Genomic DNA, 14719 nt, shown 5'->3' with positions numbered 1-14719 from the left:
GCCATGCCCAGCCGCCTCAACTTCCGCTCGCTCGACCTGAACCTGCTCCGGGTTTTTGACGAAGTGATGGCCGAGCGCAGCCTGACCAAGGCCGCGCACAAGCTCTCGCTGACCCAGCCGGCCGTGAGCAATGCCATGCGCCGCCTGCGCGAGGTGCTGGGCGACGACCTGGTGGTGCGCAGCGGCCAGGGCGTGGAGCCGACGCCCCGGGCCCTGGCCCTGTGGCCGCCCATCCGCGACGCGCTCACGCAGCTGCAGGAATCGCTGTCGCCCAGTCGCTTCGATCCGGCCACGGCCGAATCCACCTTCGTGCTGGCCATGGCCGATGCCACGGGTGCGACGCTGGTGCCCGGCCTGGTGGAAATCCTCGAAAGCGAGGCACCCGGTGTCGCAGTGCGCGTGGTGCCCCTGACCACGCGCGACCCGCGCCGCCTGCTCGAGGAAGAGGCCGCCGACATGGCCGTGGGCTACTTCCCGGCCGTGCTGGCCGACCTCACGGCGCGTGCGCAATCGGGTGGCATGGTCTCGTTCGAGAGCCGGCGCCTGTACGACAGCGAGTACATGTGCGTGATGCGCCAGGGCCACCCGCTGGCCGATGCGCCGCTGACGCTCGATGCCTACTGCGAGGCACGCCACATGCTGGTGAGCTTCTCGGGCCGGCCCTTCGGCTTCATCGACGAAGCGCTGGCCTCGCTCGGGCGCCGCCGGCGCGTGGTGCTCACGGTGAACCAGTTCTTCACCGCCGGCCGCGTGGTTTCGGGTTCGGACATGCTCACCGTGCTGCCGCGCCACTTCGTGCCGGTGACCGGGATCGCTGACGCCCTGGTGCAGCGCAGCCTGCCCTTCGACGTGCCGCCGGTGCACGTGGACGCGCTGTGGCGCCGCAACAGCACGCAGGAGGCGGCCATGGGCTGGCTGCTGTCGGCGCTGGCGCGTTCGGCCCGGCGCGCGTTTCCGCAGGGAGAGCCCGGCCATTCGGCGGGCACGTCGTTCGGCATCACGCCTTAGACTGCGGGGTCCATGCAAATCCAGATCCTGTCCGACCTGCACCTCGAAGCCAACCCCGATTTCACGCCCGAGCCCGCGCCGGGCGCCGACCTGCTGGTGCTGGCGGGTGACATCGGCTCCTACCAGGAGGGCGGCCGCATGCAGGACGAGGACTTCGGCCTGGCGCGGTTTTCCCCGCTGCCGCAGTTCGCGGGCTGGCCGACGCCGGTGCTCTTCGTGCCCGGCAACCACGAGTACGACGCGCTCGACTTCGATGTCGCCCACGAACGCCTGCGCACCACCTGCGAGCGCCTGGGCATCCGCATGCTGGAGCGCGAGACCCTGGTGCTCGATGACGTGCGCTTCGTGGCCACCACGCTGTGGGCCGACTACGACGCGCTGGCCGACGATGCCCAGGTGACCGACCTGGCGCGGCGCCTGAAGCTGCGCGAGAAGGCCTTCCGCGCAGCCAACCACTACCTGCGCAAGACCGGTGGCACCAAGGATGGCGAGCCCTTCCTGGCCGAACCCATGCGGGAGCTGGCGCTCACTTGCACCGAGTGGCTGCGCGGGGCGCTGGCCACGCCCTTCGACGGCACCACGGTGGCCATCACCCATTTCGCGCCCAGCCTGCGCAGTGCCGACCCGCGCTACGGCGTGGTGCCCGGCACGGCGGGCTTTTGCAATGTGCTCGACGAGCTGCTGCAGGATGCCCAGGTCTGGATCCACGGCCACCTGCATGCACCCAGCGACTACATCGCCCAGGGCGTGCGCGCCGATGGCAGCCCCTGGGAATGCCGCGTGGTGGCCAACCCGCTGGGCTATGCCCGCAATGGGGAACAGGAAACCTTCCGGCCCCGCTACTGCGTGACCGTATGATGGCCTGGCGAGGGAGCCGCTCCCTTGCCAAGCGCAGGATCGAATAAGCCTGACACAGGTCAAGACAACAACCGACAGCGCAAGGTACGGTCTGTCATACCAACTAGGAGAACTCGAATGAACATCCTGCTCGCTGTCGACGGCAGCGCCTACACGAAAAAAATGCTCGCCTACCTCGCTGCGCACGAGGAATTGCTGGGCCCGAAACACGACTACACGGTGCTCACCGTGCAGGCCCCCCTGCCCGCCCGTGCCCGTTCGGCCCTGGGCAAGGAAGCCGTGGACACCTACCACGCCGAGGAGGCCGACAAGGTCCTGGCCCCGGTCGTCAAGTTCATCTCCCGCCAGGGCGTGCAGGCCAAGACCATCGTCAAGGTCGGCCATGTCGGTGAGACCATCGCCAAGGTGGCGGACTCCGGTCGCTACGACCTGCTGGTGATGGGCTCGCACGGCCACGGTGCCCTCGCCACCCTGGTCGTGGGTTCCGTCACGACCCAGGTGCTGGCGCACTGCAAGGTGCCGGTGCTGCTGGTGCGCTGAGCCCCTGCACAACCTTAGAACGCCCGGCATGCCGGGCGTTTTCGCGTGTGCCTGCCGTCAGCGAAACCGCTCCACCAGGAAGTCCACGAAGCTGCGCAGCCTGGCCGAGCGGTAGCGGTCCGGCAGGTAGACCACGTTCATCGGCCGGCTGGGCAGTTCATGGTCGGGGAACAGCTGGACCAGGCGCCCGGCTTGCACGTCCGCCTGCAGCAGGATGGCTGGCTGCAGCACGATGCCCAGGCCGTGCACGGCCGCCACCCGCAGCGCCTGGCCCTGGTTGACCTGCAGGCGCCCTGAAACCGGCACCCGGCTGCTGCTGCCCTCCCCGTCCGCCAGGCGCCAGTGCGCAAGGGCGGTGGGCGCGAAAGACAGGCACTCGTGCTGGCTCAGGTCCTGCGGCTGCCGCGGTGTACCGCGCCGTTCCAGATAGGCCGGGGAGGCGCAGACCATCAACCGGTACGGGGCCAGCGGCTGGGCGATCAGCGCCGAATCGGGCAGCTCGCCAACGCGGATCGCGGCCTCGAAGCCTTCCTCCACCAGGTCCACCACGCGGTCGGAGAGCGATACGTCGATGCTGACTTCGGGATAGCGATCCAGGTAGTCCGGCAGCGCCGGCATCAGGGCGTCGGTACCGAACGTGACTGGGGCCGTCACCCGCAACCTGCCCGCCGGGGCGAGCTGCTGGTTCTGCGCCTGGGCATCGGTCTCGGCCACGAGCCGCAGGATTTCCTTGCAGCGCACATAGTAGTCCTGGCCAAACGGCGTCAGGTGCTGGCGCCGGGTCGTGCGCTGCAGCAGCCGCATGCCCAGCCGCTTTTCCAGCGTGCGCAGGTGGTTGCCCGCCATCGTGGCCGAGATGCCGCAGGCCACCGCGGCAGCGCTGAGGCTGCCTTTCTCGACCGCCAGCACATAGACCTGCATGCTGTCGAACACGTCCATTAAACACCCCTGATTTCAAATCAATCAATGAATTCGCAGTTTATCCGCTGCCAATTTGAAATCACACTGGCGGCCACTTCATCACCACCGCATCCCTGAAAGCAACCGCCATGAAAGCCATCGAACTGACCGCCCCCTCGCTCACCGCCTTGCGCGCCACCGACCTGCCGGACCCGGTGGCCGGTCCGGGCGAGGTGCTGGTGCGCCTGCGCGCCGCCGCACTGAACTACCTGGACGTGGCCGTCGCCACCGGCGGCTTTCCGGTGCCCGCTTTTCCGATGGTGCCGGTGGCCGACGGGGCCGGTGAGGTGGCGGCACTCGGAGACGGCGTCAGCGGCCTGGCCCTGGGCGACCGGGTGATTCCGCACTTCATGCCCCACTGGCAGGGGGGAGCCATCACGCCGCGCCATGTGGCCGCCATGCGCGGGCTGACGCTGCCCGGATCGCTCGCCGACTACGTGGCCGTGCCCGCCGCCAGCCTCGTGGCCCTGCCGGCGCACCTGGACTTCGCCCACGGCGCGACGCTGCCCATCGCTGCGACCACGGCCTGGAATGCCGTGCGCTCGGCAGGGGTGCGGCCCGGCTCGGTGGTTCTGCTGCTGGGGACGGGGGGCGTGAGCATCTTTGCGCTGCAGTTCGCCAAGGCCTCGGGCGCCACGGTGATCCTCGCCTCCTCGTCCGACGAGAAGCTCGAACGTGCACGCCGGCTCGGCGCAGACCACCTCATCAACTACCGCGCCACGCCCGCCTGGGACGAGGAGGTGCGCAAACTCACCGCGGGGCATGGGGCCGACCTGGTCGTGGAGACGGTGGGCGCGACCACCATCGCCCGCTCGCTGCAGGCCGCTGCCATGGGCGGCACGGTGTTCACGGTGGGTTTCGTGGGCGGAACCTCGGCCCCGGTGGATCTGCTGCCCGTGATCGTCAAGGCGCTGCGCGTGGTGGGCAACAACACCGGCTCGGTGGCCGACCTGGCCGAAGCCGCGCGGGCGATTGCGGCGCACCGCATCGTGCCGGTCATCGACCGCGTCTTCGGCATCGGCGACACGCGGGAGGCCTATGCCCACCTCGCAGCAGGCGGGCAGCATTTCGGCAAGCTGGTGATTTCGCACTGAGCCACGGGCCGCGCCAGCGCGCCCCTGGTGGCGTCAGCGGGTCAGCGGGCTACGAGCCCGTCAAAGCAGGTGCGCAGCACCAGGTCGACGATCTCGGCGTCGGAGTACTGGCCGCCTTCCTTGAGGAAGGTCACGACCGGGTCGCAGGCACGGGCATACAGCGTGTACAGCACCACCAGCGGCGGCAGCGTGGGGTTGATCACGCCCTGCGCCTGGGCTTCGGTGATCCACTCGCCGATCTGGTCGCTCACGATGACCAGGCCATCGAGGTAATCCTTGTCGGCCATGAGCACGGCGCGCAGCGACGAGTTGCGGCTGGGCAGCAGCGGCATCTCGTTGGTCAGCAGGCGCTCGAGCGACCAGCGCACCAGGGCACGCAGCTTCTCATGGGCCGGCAGCTCGGCCGGAAGCGCCGCAAGGTAGGTGCGCACCCTCGCGAGGATCTGCACCATGGCGGCACTGCACAGCTCTTCCTTGCTGCAGAAATGCTTGTACAGGCTGGCCTTGGCGATGCCCACCGCATTGGCGACATCGTCCATGGTCATGGCGTCGAAGGCTTTTTCACCCAGCAGGCGACAGGCCGACTGGAGGATCGCCCCCTCCCGCGCCTGGTGCATCTGCTCCTTGAAGGACACTTTGGGTTGTAGCGTGGTGGACATGGACCCCATCTTATACATTGCAGTAAAAAAATAAATGACTAAGTTGCTTTACAACTACGCCGTTCACGTTTTAGTCTGCAGGAATCGTGCCGCCCCACTGCGGGGAATGTTATTTCGTGCGGGTTACCCCCTGTTGACGGCTTTTGCCGCTTCCGGGCCCCAATTCAGGGCTGGGTCAGCGTCTTTGCGGCCGTGGCGGTAAGGGCGGCGCTCAGGGCATCGAGCACCACCGACTCCAGGTTCCAGCAGTGCCAGTACAGCTGGATGGGCAGGGCATGGCCGGGCGCCAGGTCGACCATGCTGCCGTCGGCCACGGGCCCGCGCGCGAGCAGCTCGGGCACCACGCCCACGGCCCAGCCGGCGGCCACGGCGCGCATCTGGCCCTCGGTGCTGGGCACGAACAGGTGGTTGAGCGCCACGCGCTTGAGCCCGAAGGTGCGCGCCACGAACTCGGCCGCCATGTCGTCCTTGCGGTTGAACGAGAGGAAGGACACCTCGCGGAAATTGTGCGGCGTGAGCCCATGGGGCAGGTGCTTGGCGGCGAAGTCCCGGGACGCCACGGCCACGTAGCGCATGGCGCCCAGCGGCACCATCTTGCAGCCGCGCAGCGCCTGCTTGAGCGTGGTGACGCAGCCCAGCACCTGGCCCGAGCGCAGCCACTCCTGCGTGAAGTCCTGGTCGTCGACGATGATTTCCAGCGGCAGGCGCTGGCCCACCAGCTCGTGCAGGGCGCCCATGGCCCAGGTGGCGATGCTGTCGGCATTGATGGCGATCGAGATGCGCTCGTCCTCGCGCGTGGCGCCGGGCGCGCTCGGGGCCAGCTCCTGCAGGTCGCGCTCCAGGTCGGCGCGCAACAGGCGCATCTGCTTGGTGTGCTTGAGCAGCAGTTGCCCCGCCGAAGTGGGCCGCAGCGGCCGGCTGCGCACGATGAGCACCGAGCCCACCTGCGCCTCCAGCGCGCGCAGGCGCTGCGAGACGGCCGACTGCGTGACGTTCAGGCGCTGGGCGGCGCGCTCGAAGCCGCCTTCTTCGACGATGGCGGCAAGGCATTCCAGGGCGGCGGGGTCGTAGGTGCTCATGGCTTCAAGGCTCGCAAAAAACTCGGGCGGCGGGCGCCTCGTGGGCGGCCGCTGCATTAGACAGACTGATGCGTTTGGATTGAGTTTAATTTTGCTTTTAGTAGAACGCAATGTGGATCACACTGCCATCCATGAAAACCATCATCCTGGGCGCCGGCATCATCGGCATCAGCACCGCGTGGCACCTTCTGGAGCGTGGCCACGAGGTCATCGTGGTCGACCGCCAGCCCGATGCGGCGCTGGAGACCAGTTTTGCCAACGCCGGCCAGATCTCGGTGAGCTACTGCGAGCCCTGGGCCAACCGCGAGGCCCCGCTCAAGGCGCTCAAATGGATGTTCGACAAGGAGGCGCCCCTGCTGTTCCGCCCGCAACTGGACTGGGACCAGTGGCGCTGGGGCCTCAAGTTCCTGGCCCAGTGCAATGACACGGCCTTCGAGCGCAACGTGCAGCAGATCGTGGCCCTGGGCGCGTACAGCCACACGGCGCTCAAGGAGGTGGTGGCCAGCACGGGCATCGACTACCACCGGCTCGAACGCGGCATTGCCCATTTCTATACCGACCAGAAGTCCTTCGACGATGCCGGCCACGCCGTGGAACTGATGCGCACGCATGGCGTGCAGCGCCGCCTGGTGAGCCGCGAAGAACTGCTGCAGATCGAGCCGGCGTTCAAGGCCTACGGCGAGCACATCACGGGCGGCACCTACACCAGCACCGATGAGAGCGGCGACGCCCGCGTCTTCACCCAGGCGCTGGCGCGCCGCTGCGCCGAGCGCGGCGTGCAGTTCCTGTACGGCCACGACGTGCTGCGCCTGAACAAGATCGGCGACGCCATCGATTCGGTGGCCGTCATGGCCCGCGGTGGTGCGGGCGGCCTCAAGAAGGATTTCCTGCTCAAGGCCGATGCGGTCGTGGTGGCCTGCGGCTCCTACAGTGCGCCGCTGCTGCGCACGGTGGGCGTGGACCTGCCGATCTACCCCGGCAAGGGCTACAGCGCCAGCTTCCCGCTGCTGCGCCCCGAGGCAGCGCCTTCGGTCTCCACCATCGACGACGGCCGCAAGATCGCCATGAGCCGCCTGGGCAACGTGCTGCGCGTGGCCGGCACCATCGAACTTGGCGGCTACGACCTGTCGCTCGACTCGCCGGTGGCCAAGGCCCGCTGCCACATGCTGTCGCGCCGCATCGAGGAAATCCTGCCCGGCGTGTGCGACACGCGCACGCCCGAGCAGGGCGGCAACCCGCAGTACTGGACCGGCCTGCGCCCCGCCACCCCGACCAACATCCCCTTCATCGGCCGCACCCGCGTGGGCAAGCTGTGGGTCAACGCCGGCCACGGCACGCTGGGCTGGACGCATGGCGCGGGCTCGGGCAAGGCGATGGCCGAACTGATCAGCGGCGAGCAGCCGGCCATGAACTTCGGCTTCCTGGGCGAGCAGGCGGCACGGCCGCGCAGTGCCACGCTGGCCACTTCCTGACCTCCCCAGGCGGGGCCACTGTGTCAGGGCCTGGGCTCCGTGCCCGGGGCCTCGGGCCAGTGCTCGCCCATCCAGCGCAGCAGGTCGCGCCACATGGAGCGCACCTCGGCATCCGCAGGCATGTTCAGCGCATGCGGCAGCTCGATGGTGACCACCGGCATGCCGCGGTGCACGCCGCCATAGTTGCCCAGCGATCCGGGGAAAATGCCCACCTGGTCCAGCCACAGGCGGCCCAGCCGCTCGGGCGGCGACAGCGGGCCATCGAAATCGAGCACCCCATAGGGCGCATGGATGCTCACGATCAGGTGCGGCCGGAAGGCCGCCATCTGGGCGTGCAGGAACTGCGACTCGGGTTCGGACAGCGGCGCCTTGCCGGGAAAACGCCGCGGGTCGCGTTTGGTGCGCTTGTCCCAGTACAGCGGCGCATCCTTCTCCCAGCCGGGCGTGGGGAAGTTGCGGTTCAGGTCCACGCCACGGCCGTTGGTGCGCGTGGCGGGCCTGGCCAGCAGACCATCGGGGTTGAGCACGGGGACGAAGCGCCAGTGCACGGGCCGCCCGGCCTGCTCGGCCAGAGCGATCCAGCGCAGCGCCAGCGCAGCCGCCGTGAGCTCGTCGCCATGAATGGCGCCGGCAATCAGCACGCGCAAGGGTGCCTCGGCAGCGCCCGTGCCCACCGGAGCAGGCACATCGCGCCAGAACAAGGGCACGCCATGCGCCGACAGCGCGCCACTGGGCGTGAGCTGTGCCTCCTCGCACTGCGCGCGCGAGACGGTGGGCAGGCGAGCAAGAAAGAGCGCACAGGCCCCGGGACCGGCCGGCGCAGCGGCGGCCGCCACCGGTGCAGCCGGTACAGGGGCCGCAGGCTCCGGGGCTGCAGTGGAGGGGTCCGGGGGCGCCGGCGCCTGGAGCACCTGCACCGGCGTTGCTGCCCGCTGTGCGGTCGTGCCGCGCTCCACACCGGCCCGCGGAGCGATCCACAAGCCCCCCGCCGTGAGGGCGGCGAGCACAGCTCCGGCCAGCAACGAACCCGGCCAGGCCGAGCCCTGGGTCCGCGCACGGGACGCGAAAGAATCGCCCTGGGTCAATGCAGTACCCGCGCAGAAGCCAGGAACTCCGCCAGCGCGCCGTCGAAGCCGTCGGGGTCTTCGAGCTGCGGCCAGTGGCCCGCATGCGGCAGGCTCAGGTGGCGCGCGTCGGGCAGCACGTGGGCCAGGGCCTGCAGGGCCGCGGGGGGCGTGCAGCGGTCCTGTGCACCACCGATGATGAGCGTGGGCATGTGCAGGCGGCCGAGCACGCTGGCGCCACGGTCGAAGGTGGACAGCGCCTCCAGTGCGCGGCGGTAGGAGCCCCGGTACACCTGCGACAGGGCATGGGTGGCCAGGCGCACGCCTTCGGGCAGGGCGCCGCTGCCGATGAACTGCGGCACCAGGCCCTGGGCCAGCAAGGCCATGTCGCCCTGCGCGGAATCCAGGGCCGCCAGGCGCGGCTCCACCCAGTCCTGCCGGGCCTGGGCATCGAGGGCCGGCCCCCCCGCGCACAGCACCAGGCGGCGCACCACGGCACTCTGGCGCACGGCCACTTCCAGCGCCACCATGGCGCCCATGCCGTGGCCCACCAGCGTCACGGGGCCGCACTGCAGCGCATCGATCAGCGCCAGGCAGCTTTCGGCCAGGCCCTTGAAGCCATAGGGTTCGATGGGGGCGCTGTTGCCATAGCCGGGCATGTCCCAGGCCACGGCCCGGTAGCCCAGGCTGGCCAGGGTTTCGACCTGGGGCGCAAAGCTCAGGTGGCCGCCGTCGGCGTCGTGCAGCATGAGCACGGTAGGCCCGCTGCCCAGGGTGGAGAAATGGGGAAGAAGTGCCATGGATGTCCTGCGCAATCCCTGCCATGGCAAGGGTCGGTTCATGATAGCCCAGGTGTTTTTAACCCCGGACGGCGGTCGGGGCATCCACGCCCCGGGTCCCAGGCCCGCATGCGCGACACCTCCAGCGCCCCCGGCCGCAACATGGCTGTGGCATGCAGACCATAATGGTCTCCTGCCCTTTTTTCGGCCCCAGCGCCTGCCCTTCGTGAACCGCCCCCTGCCCCGCCCTGCCCTTGCCCGGCCCCCGAGCTTCTCCGCCCGCGAGTTCCGCGACGCGCTGGGCATGTTTGCCACCGGCGTCACCATCGTCACGGCGCGCAATGAGGACGGCAGCCTGGTGGGGCTCACCGCCAGCTCGTTTAACTCCGTCTCGCTGGACCCGCCGCTGGTGCTGTGGAGCCTGTCGCGCGGCGCCAGCACCATGTCCACCTTCGCCAACGGCGCCCACTATGCGATCAACGTGCTCGCCGCAGACCAGAAGGCGCTGGCCGAGCGCTTTGCCACGCGCGGCATCGACCGCTGGGCCGGCGTCAGCCACCACCCCGGCACCAATGGTGCACCTGTGCTGGACGGCGCCGCCGCGAGCTTCGAGTGCTTCAACCGCAGCCGCTACGAAGAAGGCGACCACCTGATCTTCGTGGGCGAGGTCGAGCACTGCAGCCACCGCGCCGGCGTACCGCCGCTGCTGTACCACGGCGGCCGCTTCTATACCGAGCACCCGCTGTGACGCAGGGCGTGCTGGCGCGCCATGTGAACACCGGCAGCGCGCGGCGCCTCAAGGTGGGCGAGCGCAGCGTGCTCACCGCCATCGGCAAGGCGCCGGCCGCAGGCCCGGTGGCCGTGGGGCGGCTGGGCCTGGCCGGCGATGAACAGGCGGACCTGAACGTGCACGGCGGCCTGGACAAGGCGGTCTATGCCTACCCGGCTGCGCACTATGCCTTCTGGCAGGCGCAGCGGCGCGAGCGGGGCGTGAGCCTGTTCGACGAGGAGCTGCCGCCCGGATTCATGGGCGAGAACCTCACCGTCGACGGACCGCTGGAGGGTGAGGTCTTCATCGGCGACGAGCTGCACTTCCCCGATTGCGTGCTGCGCGTGACGGCGCCGCGCGAGCCCTGCTTCAAGTTCAACGCCGTGATGGGCTTTGCCCAGGCCGGCCGCGCCATGGCGCTGGCGGGCTGCTGCGGCTACTACCTGGCGGTGGACGAGGCGGGCACCCTCACCGCGGGACAGCGGGCCACGCTGGTGCCCGGCCGGCGTTCGCTGAGCATTGCCCAGGCCTTCGCCGCCAAGTTCGCCAAACACGCGCGCTAGCGGCTTTCATGGCTGCGCAGCCGGCCCGCGCTGCGGTTCGGCCCATTGCCGCGCCTGCTCCTGGAGCTGCGGAAACACCTTGCCCACCAGTGCCAGCTGGGCCGCCATCAGGCTGTGGGCAGGCACGGCCGGCGGCGCGGCAGCGGGCTCGCCGAACTCCTGCAGCACCTGTGCCACGGCCGGTGCCGCAGGCGCCCGGGAGATCCGGCCCCGCGCCTGCTGCTGGGCCTGTTCGAGCTGCCCGGCCAGTTGCTGCAGCGACGCCAGCAGCGCGCTCGCCATCTCCTGCGCGCGCGCGTCCACGGGGCTGGCATCGGCACCGCCGCGCTGCGCGCCCAGGGCCGAGAGGTAGTTGAGCTGGGTGTGCGACAGGCGCAGGAAGTTGGCCACCGCATCCACGTTGCCGCGCACGCCGCGCGGCTCCTTGAGCATGGCGCTGTAGGAGTTGGACAGCGCGGCATCGGCATTGTGCGCATTGCGCCGCGCCAGGCGGTATTCCAGGTGGTCGTGCTTGCCGCTGTGGTACTGCGCCAGGATGGCGCGCAGGTACAGGGCCTGGGTCTGCAGCACCTGGGCTGCCAGCCGTGGCCACTGGCGCGATTGCCAGTGCGGCAGCACCAGCCAGGCGGCGGCCGCCGCGATCAGGCAGCCGGCCGCAGTGTCCAGCAGACGCGCCAGGATCACGCCCTGGGCCATGCCCATCTGGTGAAAGCCCAGCAGCAGCAAGGTGGTCACCGCCGCCGTGGCCAGCACGTAGCGGGTGTGGCGCGCGCCAAAGAACACGGCACCGGCGAACACCAGCAGCGCAGCCTGCACCAGCGCCCCGGGGAACAGCTGGATCGCCGCCCAGCCCAGGGCCAGGCCGATGGCCGTGCCCTTGGCGCGCTGCATGAGCCGCGTCTGCGTGGCCGCATACTGCGGCTGGCTCACGAAGACGATGGTCAGCAGGATCCAGTAGCCGTGCGGGTCGCTGGTGGCCTGCATCAGCCCAAAGCCCGCCAACAGCGACAGCGCCAGCCGCACGCCGTGCCGCAGCCAGGGCGACTGCGCATGTAGCTGCGCACGCACACGGCCCCAGGCATCGCGCAGGCTGCGCGGCTCGCGGTCGAACAGGGCATGGTCGACGCCGCCGCGCTCGCCGGCGGCGGCGCCCCCCAGGGCGGTCGCGAACACCGCGGCCATGGCCGCCAGGTTGTTGCCCAGGGCGTGCAGCGAGCGCAGGGGCCGGGCCATGGAGGCGGCCCCTTGCGTGCCCGCCAGGTCGGCGGCAATGCCGTCCTGGTGCGCGATGGCGGCCTGCAGGTCCTCGATGGCGCGGGAGGTCATGCCCCCGTGCTGCGGCGGCGACTGCTGCTGGATGGCGAGCGACAGCCGCAGGGCCTGCTCGCCCAGCAGCGTGAGCACCCGCTGGCAGCGGTACAGCACGTCGCTGTGGAAGAACGCCGTGGCCAGCAGGTCGTAGTGCTCGTGCGAGGAGCTCACGCGCTCGTGCACGTCCTGCGCGGCCAGGTACTGGTGCATGGCAGCCTGCAGCCAGGCAGGGGGCTGACCCCGGCCCATGCGGCTCATCAGGCTTTCCTTGGCGGCGTTGAGGGCGTCCACCACGCGCCCGTTGTGCAGGGCCAGCGCCATGCGCCGGCGCTCCAGGTCCACATCGCGCACGGGTTCGAGCAGCAGGGCCTTCAGGCGCAGGTACTCGCCCAGCACCGCATACAGCCGGGCCAGGCGAAAGCGCACCGGCGCGCGCGGCATGGCCCCGGCCCAGGCCACCGAGACCAGCCCGTACCAGGCCGCTCCCGCCAGCATCAGCGGTGCCGCCTGCGCCGCCCCGGCACGGCTGGTGTGGGCGGCCAGCGCCGCATAGATGAACAGCACCAGGGAGCCGAAGGCGACGGTCCGGCAGCGCTCGCCGAGCGCGCCCAGCAGGCTGAACCCCAGGGCTGACAGCGCCAGCACCCCCATCAGCGCCCAGGGCCACGCCACCGTGGCCCACACCGCCAGCGCCATCAGGCCAAAGCAGCCCAGCGCCAGCAGCTGCGCGCGCAGCCGGCCGCGCCAGCTGTCATCGGTTTCGGTCAGGGCGCTGGCGATCACGCCCAGCAGCACCGGCATCAGCTCGGCCTGCCAGCCGGCCCACCAGCCCCAGGCCAGCACGGCCGCCAGCGCGCAGAAGGCACCCGCGCCGCGCGTGAAGCCCTCATGGTTGCGTGCGCGCTGCCAGCTGGATTTCCAGGATTCGTCCACGGGAATGCCTCATATCAGGGATTACCCTAAGTATTAAGCAATAAGCCGGCCATGGCGACCGGCGGGGGCACGAAACAGTCCCGGTGGCAGGCCAGGTGCCTGTTCAGGCAGCCCCGTGGCAGCACACGCACAGCTTGTTGCCGTCCGGATCGCGGAAATACGCCCCGTAGTAGTTCGCGTGGTACTGGGGCCGCAGTCCAGGCGGCCCCTCGCAGGTGCCGCCATGGCGCAAGGCCAGGGCATGGACCTCGTCCACGGTGCTGCGGTCGGCGGCCAGCAACGCGTTCATGGCGCCATTGCCGGGGCTGGCGGCCTGGCCGTCGAAGGGGCGGCCAATGAGGAACAGCGGGCGCGCAACGCCCGGCACCTGCCAGCCGGCCCAGGGCACTTCAGGCTCGCAAAAGCGCTGCGCCAGGCCCAGGCGCTCCAGCACCGGCCCATAGAACGCCAGGGCGCGCCCGAAATCGCTCACGCCGACATGGACATGGGACAGCATGGAACCCCCTTCAGCGGTCACAGGGCGCCGGGCGCGCGGCGCCCTCAGCGCACCGTATCGGGCAGCTCGATCTTGACCTCCAGCACCTCCAGGTTGTCCTGGCGTTCCAGGTGCACCTTGAGGTCTTCGGGGTTGATCTTCACGTACTTGGAGATCACCAACACCAGTTCGCGCTGCAGCGCGGGCAGGTAGTCGGGTTCGGAGGCGTTGCGGCCGTTGCGTTCGTGCGCCAGGATGATCTGCAGGCGCTCCTTGGCAACGCTGGCCGTCTTCTTCTTTTCGCCGAGAAGAAAGGAAAGAAACGATGCCATGTCTTACTTGCTCCCGAACAGGCGTTTGAAGAAGCCGGGTTTCTCTGCGTCAATGAACCGCAGGGGCTTGTCGGTCTGGCCGAGGAAACGGTCGATCACGTCCTTGTAGGCTTCCGAGACATCCGTGCCCTGGGCATGGATGGCGGGCGTGCCCTGGTTGGACGACTGCAGCACCACTTCGGATTCGGGGATCACGCCGATCAGCTTGATGCGCAGGATGTCCTGGATGTCCTCGAGCGAGAGCATCTGGCCGTCCTCGACCCGGCTCGGGTTGTAGCGGGTGATCAGCAGGTGCTCCTTGATCGGCTCGCCACCCTCGATGGCGCGCTTTGTCTTGCTGCCCAGCATGCCCAGGATGCGGTCGGAGTCGCGCACCGAGGAGACCTCGGGGTTGGTGACCAGCAGAGCCTCGTCGGCGAAGTGCATGGCCATGAGCGCGCCGCTCTCGATGCCGGCGGGCGAATCGCAGACGATGTACTCGAAGCCCATCTCGGCCAAGTCCTTGAGGATCTTCTCCACGCCGTCCTGCTTGAGGGCGTCCTTGTCGCGTGTCTGGCTGGCAGCCAGCACGAACAGGTTCTCGCACTGCTTGTCCTTGATGAGGGCCTGGTTCAGGTTGGCCTCGCCCTGGATCACGTTGATGAGGTCGTACACCACGCGGCGTTCGCAGCCCATGATGAGGTCCAGGTTGCGCAGGCCGACGTCGAAGTCGATCACGGCGGTCTTGTGGCCGCGCAGGGCGAGGCCGGTGGCAAAGCTGGCGCTGGTGGTGGTCTTGCCCACACCACCCTTGCCGGAGGTCACGACGACGATTTTGGCCATG

General features: G+C 69.5%; 16 protein-coding genes. 7 read left to right on the top strand and 9 right to left on the bottom strand.

All coding sequences use genetic code 11. From position 1 onward, the window contains the following. Positions 1 to 3 precede the first annotated feature (3 nt). The 3 genes from AC07PA_RS03020 to AC07PA_RS03010 all read left to right on the top strand — a co-directional run bounded on the left by AC07PA_RS03020 (position 4) and on the right by AC07PA_RS03010 (position 2406). Entirely contained in the window at positions 4 to 1008 is a 1005-nt protein-coding gene (locus tag AC07PA_RS03020) for a LysR family transcriptional regulator (protein WP_494603288.1), read from the top strand. Positions 1009 to 1020: 12 nt separating this feature from the next. Further along, the gene (locus AC07PA_RS03015; RefSeq protein WP_494603290.1) at positions 1021 to 1866 is read left to right on the top strand and encodes a metallophosphoesterase; all 846 of its coding nucleotides are present in this window, start codon (positions 1021 to 1023) and stop codon (positions 1864 to 1866) included. A gap of 117 nt (positions 1867 to 1983) precedes the next feature. After that, positions 1984 to 2406, top strand: coding sequence for a universal stress protein (locus AC07PA_RS03010; protein WP_007860510.1), 423 nt, complete (start codon positions 1984 to 1986; stop codon positions 2404 to 2406). Between the two features lie 57 nt (positions 2407 to 2463). On the opposite strand, the gene AC07PA_RS03005 is transcribed toward AC07PA_RS03010, so the two are convergent. Further along, the gene (locus AC07PA_RS03005) at positions 2464 to 3345 is read right to left on the bottom strand and encodes a LysR family transcriptional regulator (protein ID WP_007862159.1); all 882 of its coding nucleotides are present in this window, start codon (positions 3343 to 3345) and stop codon (positions 2464 to 2466) included. A 110-nt stretch (positions 3346 to 3455) separates the two neighbouring features. Between AC07PA_RS03005 and AC07PA_RS03000 the strand changes: the two genes are divergently transcribed. Next, positions 3456 to 4460: a zinc-dependent alcohol dehydrogenase family protein gene (locus tag AC07PA_RS03000; protein WP_007862157.1), complete on the top strand. Its 1005-nt coding sequence runs from the start codon at positions 3456 to 3458 to the stop codon at positions 4458 to 4460. Positions 4461 to 4501: 41 nt separating this feature from the next. Here the strand turns inward: AC07PA_RS03000 and AC07PA_RS02995 are convergent, their stop codons facing one another. Both AC07PA_RS02995 and AC07PA_RS02990 read right to left on the bottom strand, forming a co-directional pair. Then, positions 4502 to 5119, bottom strand: coding sequence for a TetR/AcrR family transcriptional regulator (locus AC07PA_RS02995; protein WP_007862151.1), 618 nt, complete (start codon positions 5117 to 5119; stop codon positions 4502 to 4504). 164 nt (positions 5120 to 5283) lie between these two features. Further along, the gene (locus tag AC07PA_RS02990; RefSeq protein ID WP_007862149.1) at positions 5284 to 6198 is read right to left on the bottom strand and encodes a LysR family transcriptional regulator ArgP; all 915 of its coding nucleotides are present in this window, start codon (positions 6196 to 6198) and stop codon (positions 5284 to 5286) included. 131 nt (positions 6199 to 6329) lie between these two features. Here AC07PA_RS02990 and AC07PA_RS02985 point away from each other — a divergent pair, with 131 nt between their 5' ends. Beyond that, the gene (locus tag AC07PA_RS02985; RefSeq protein WP_494603294.1) at positions 6330 to 7670 is read left to right on the top strand and encodes a D-amino acid dehydrogenase; all 1341 of its coding nucleotides are present in this window, start codon (positions 6330 to 6332) and stop codon (positions 7668 to 7670) included. 23 nt (positions 7671 to 7693) lie between these two features. On the opposite strand, the gene AC07PA_RS02980 is transcribed toward AC07PA_RS02985, so the two are convergent. Further along, on the bottom strand, positions 7694 to 8677 hold the full coding sequence (locus AC07PA_RS02980; RefSeq protein WP_494603296.1) for a M14 family zinc carboxypeptidase: 984 nt from the start codon (positions 8675 to 8677) through the stop codon (positions 7694 to 7696). Positions 8678 to 8751: 74 nt separating this feature from the next. Next, complete coding sequence (locus AC07PA_RS02975) at positions 8752 to 9534, bottom strand: alpha/beta fold hydrolase (RefSeq protein WP_494603298.1); 783 nt, start codon at positions 9532 to 9534, stop codon at positions 8752 to 8754. Between the two features lie 205 nt (positions 9535 to 9739). Between AC07PA_RS02975 and AC07PA_RS02970 the strand changes: the two genes are divergently transcribed. Both AC07PA_RS02970 and AC07PA_RS02965 read left to right on the top strand, forming a co-directional pair. Next, a complete protein-coding gene (locus AC07PA_RS02970) occupies positions 9740 to 10261 on the top strand; it encodes a flavin reductase family protein (protein ID WP_007855944.1) in 522 nt (173 codons plus the stop codon). After that, positions 10258 to 10845 (top strand): MOSC domain-containing protein, encoded by a 588-nt coding sequence (locus AC07PA_RS02965; RefSeq protein WP_494603300.1) that lies wholly within the window; start codon positions 10258 to 10260, stop codon positions 10843 to 10845. The genes AC07PA_RS02970 and AC07PA_RS02965 overlap by 4 nt, the downstream gene beginning before the upstream one ends. 6 nt (positions 10846 to 10851) lie before the next feature. Here the strand turns inward: AC07PA_RS02965 and yccS are convergent, their stop codons facing one another. From yccS to minD, 4 genes are all read right to left on the bottom strand, one after another. Beyond that, positions 10852 to 13089, bottom strand: coding sequence for a YccS family putative transporter (yccS, locus tag AC07PA_RS02960; RefSeq protein ID WP_494603302.1), 2238 nt, complete (start codon positions 13087 to 13089; stop codon positions 10852 to 10854). 103 nt (positions 13090 to 13192) lie between these two features. After that, positions 13193 to 13585, bottom strand: a complete 393-nt coding sequence (locus AC07PA_RS02955; RefSeq protein WP_494603304.1) for a VOC family protein — start codon at positions 13583 to 13585, stop codon at positions 13193 to 13195. Between the two features lie 44 nt (positions 13586 to 13629). Beyond that, positions 13630 to 13896: a cell division topological specificity factor MinE gene (minE, locus tag AC07PA_RS02950; protein WP_007855949.1), complete on the bottom strand. Its 267-nt coding sequence runs from the start codon at positions 13894 to 13896 to the stop codon at positions 13630 to 13632. A 3-nt stretch (positions 13897 to 13899) separates the two neighbouring features. Continuing rightward, the gene (gene minD / locus AC07PA_RS02945) at positions 13900 to 14718 is read right to left on the bottom strand and encodes a septum site-determining protein MinD (RefSeq protein ID WP_007855951.1); all 819 of its coding nucleotides are present in this window, start codon (positions 14716 to 14718) and stop codon (positions 13900 to 13902) included. Position 14719: the final 1 nt, after the last annotated feature.

The organism is Acidovorax sp. GW821-FHT09B03 (assembly GCF_059418305.1).
Note: the sequence above shows the minus strand (reverse complement) of the source record. Positions and strands in the feature narration are given on the sequence as shown.

Coding starts and splice junctions, on each gene's coding strand:
- AC07PA_RS03015 (WP_494603290.1), top strand. CDS start 1,021: ATGCAAATCCAGATCCTGTCCGACCTGCACCTCGAAGCCAACCCCGAT.
- AC07PA_RS03020 (WP_494603288.1), top strand. CDS start 4: ATGCCCAGCCGCCTCAACTTCCGCTCGCTCGACCTGAACCTGCTCCGG.
- AC07PA_RS02985 (WP_494603294.1), top strand. CDS start 6,330: ATGAAAACCATCATCCTGGGCGCCGGCATCATCGGCATCAGCACCGCG.
- AC07PA_RS03010 (WP_007860510.1), top strand. CDS start 1,984: ATGAACATCCTGCTCGCTGTCGACGGCAGCGCCTACACGAAAAAAATG.
- AC07PA_RS02955 (WP_494603304.1), bottom strand. CDS start 13,585: ATGCTGTCCCATGTCCATGTCGGCGTGAGCGATTTCGGGCGCGCCCTG.
- AC07PA_RS02995 (WP_007862151.1), bottom strand. CDS start 5,119: ATGTCCACCACGCTACAACCCAAAGTGTCCTTCAAGGAGCAGATGCAC.
- minD (WP_007855951.1), bottom strand. CDS start 14,718: ATGGCCAAAATCGTCGTCGTGACCTCCGGCAAGGGTGGTGTGGGCAAG.
- minE (WP_007855949.1), bottom strand. CDS start 13,896: ATGGCATCGTTTCTTTCCTTTCTTCTCGGCGAAAAGAAGAAGACGGCC.
- AC07PA_RS03000 (WP_007862157.1), top strand. CDS start 3,456: ATGAAAGCCATCGAACTGACCGCCCCCTCGCTCACCGCCTTGCGCGCC.
- AC07PA_RS02975 (WP_494603298.1), bottom strand. CDS start 9,534: ATGGCACTTCTTCCCCATTTCTCCACCCTGGGCAGCGGGCCTACCGTG.
- AC07PA_RS03005 (WP_007862159.1), bottom strand. CDS start 3,345: ATGGACGTGTTCGACAGCATGCAGGTCTATGTGCTGGCGGTCGAGAAA.
- AC07PA_RS02990 (WP_007862149.1), bottom strand. CDS start 6,198: ATGAGCACCTACGACCCCGCCGCCCTGGAATGCCTTGCCGCCATCGTC.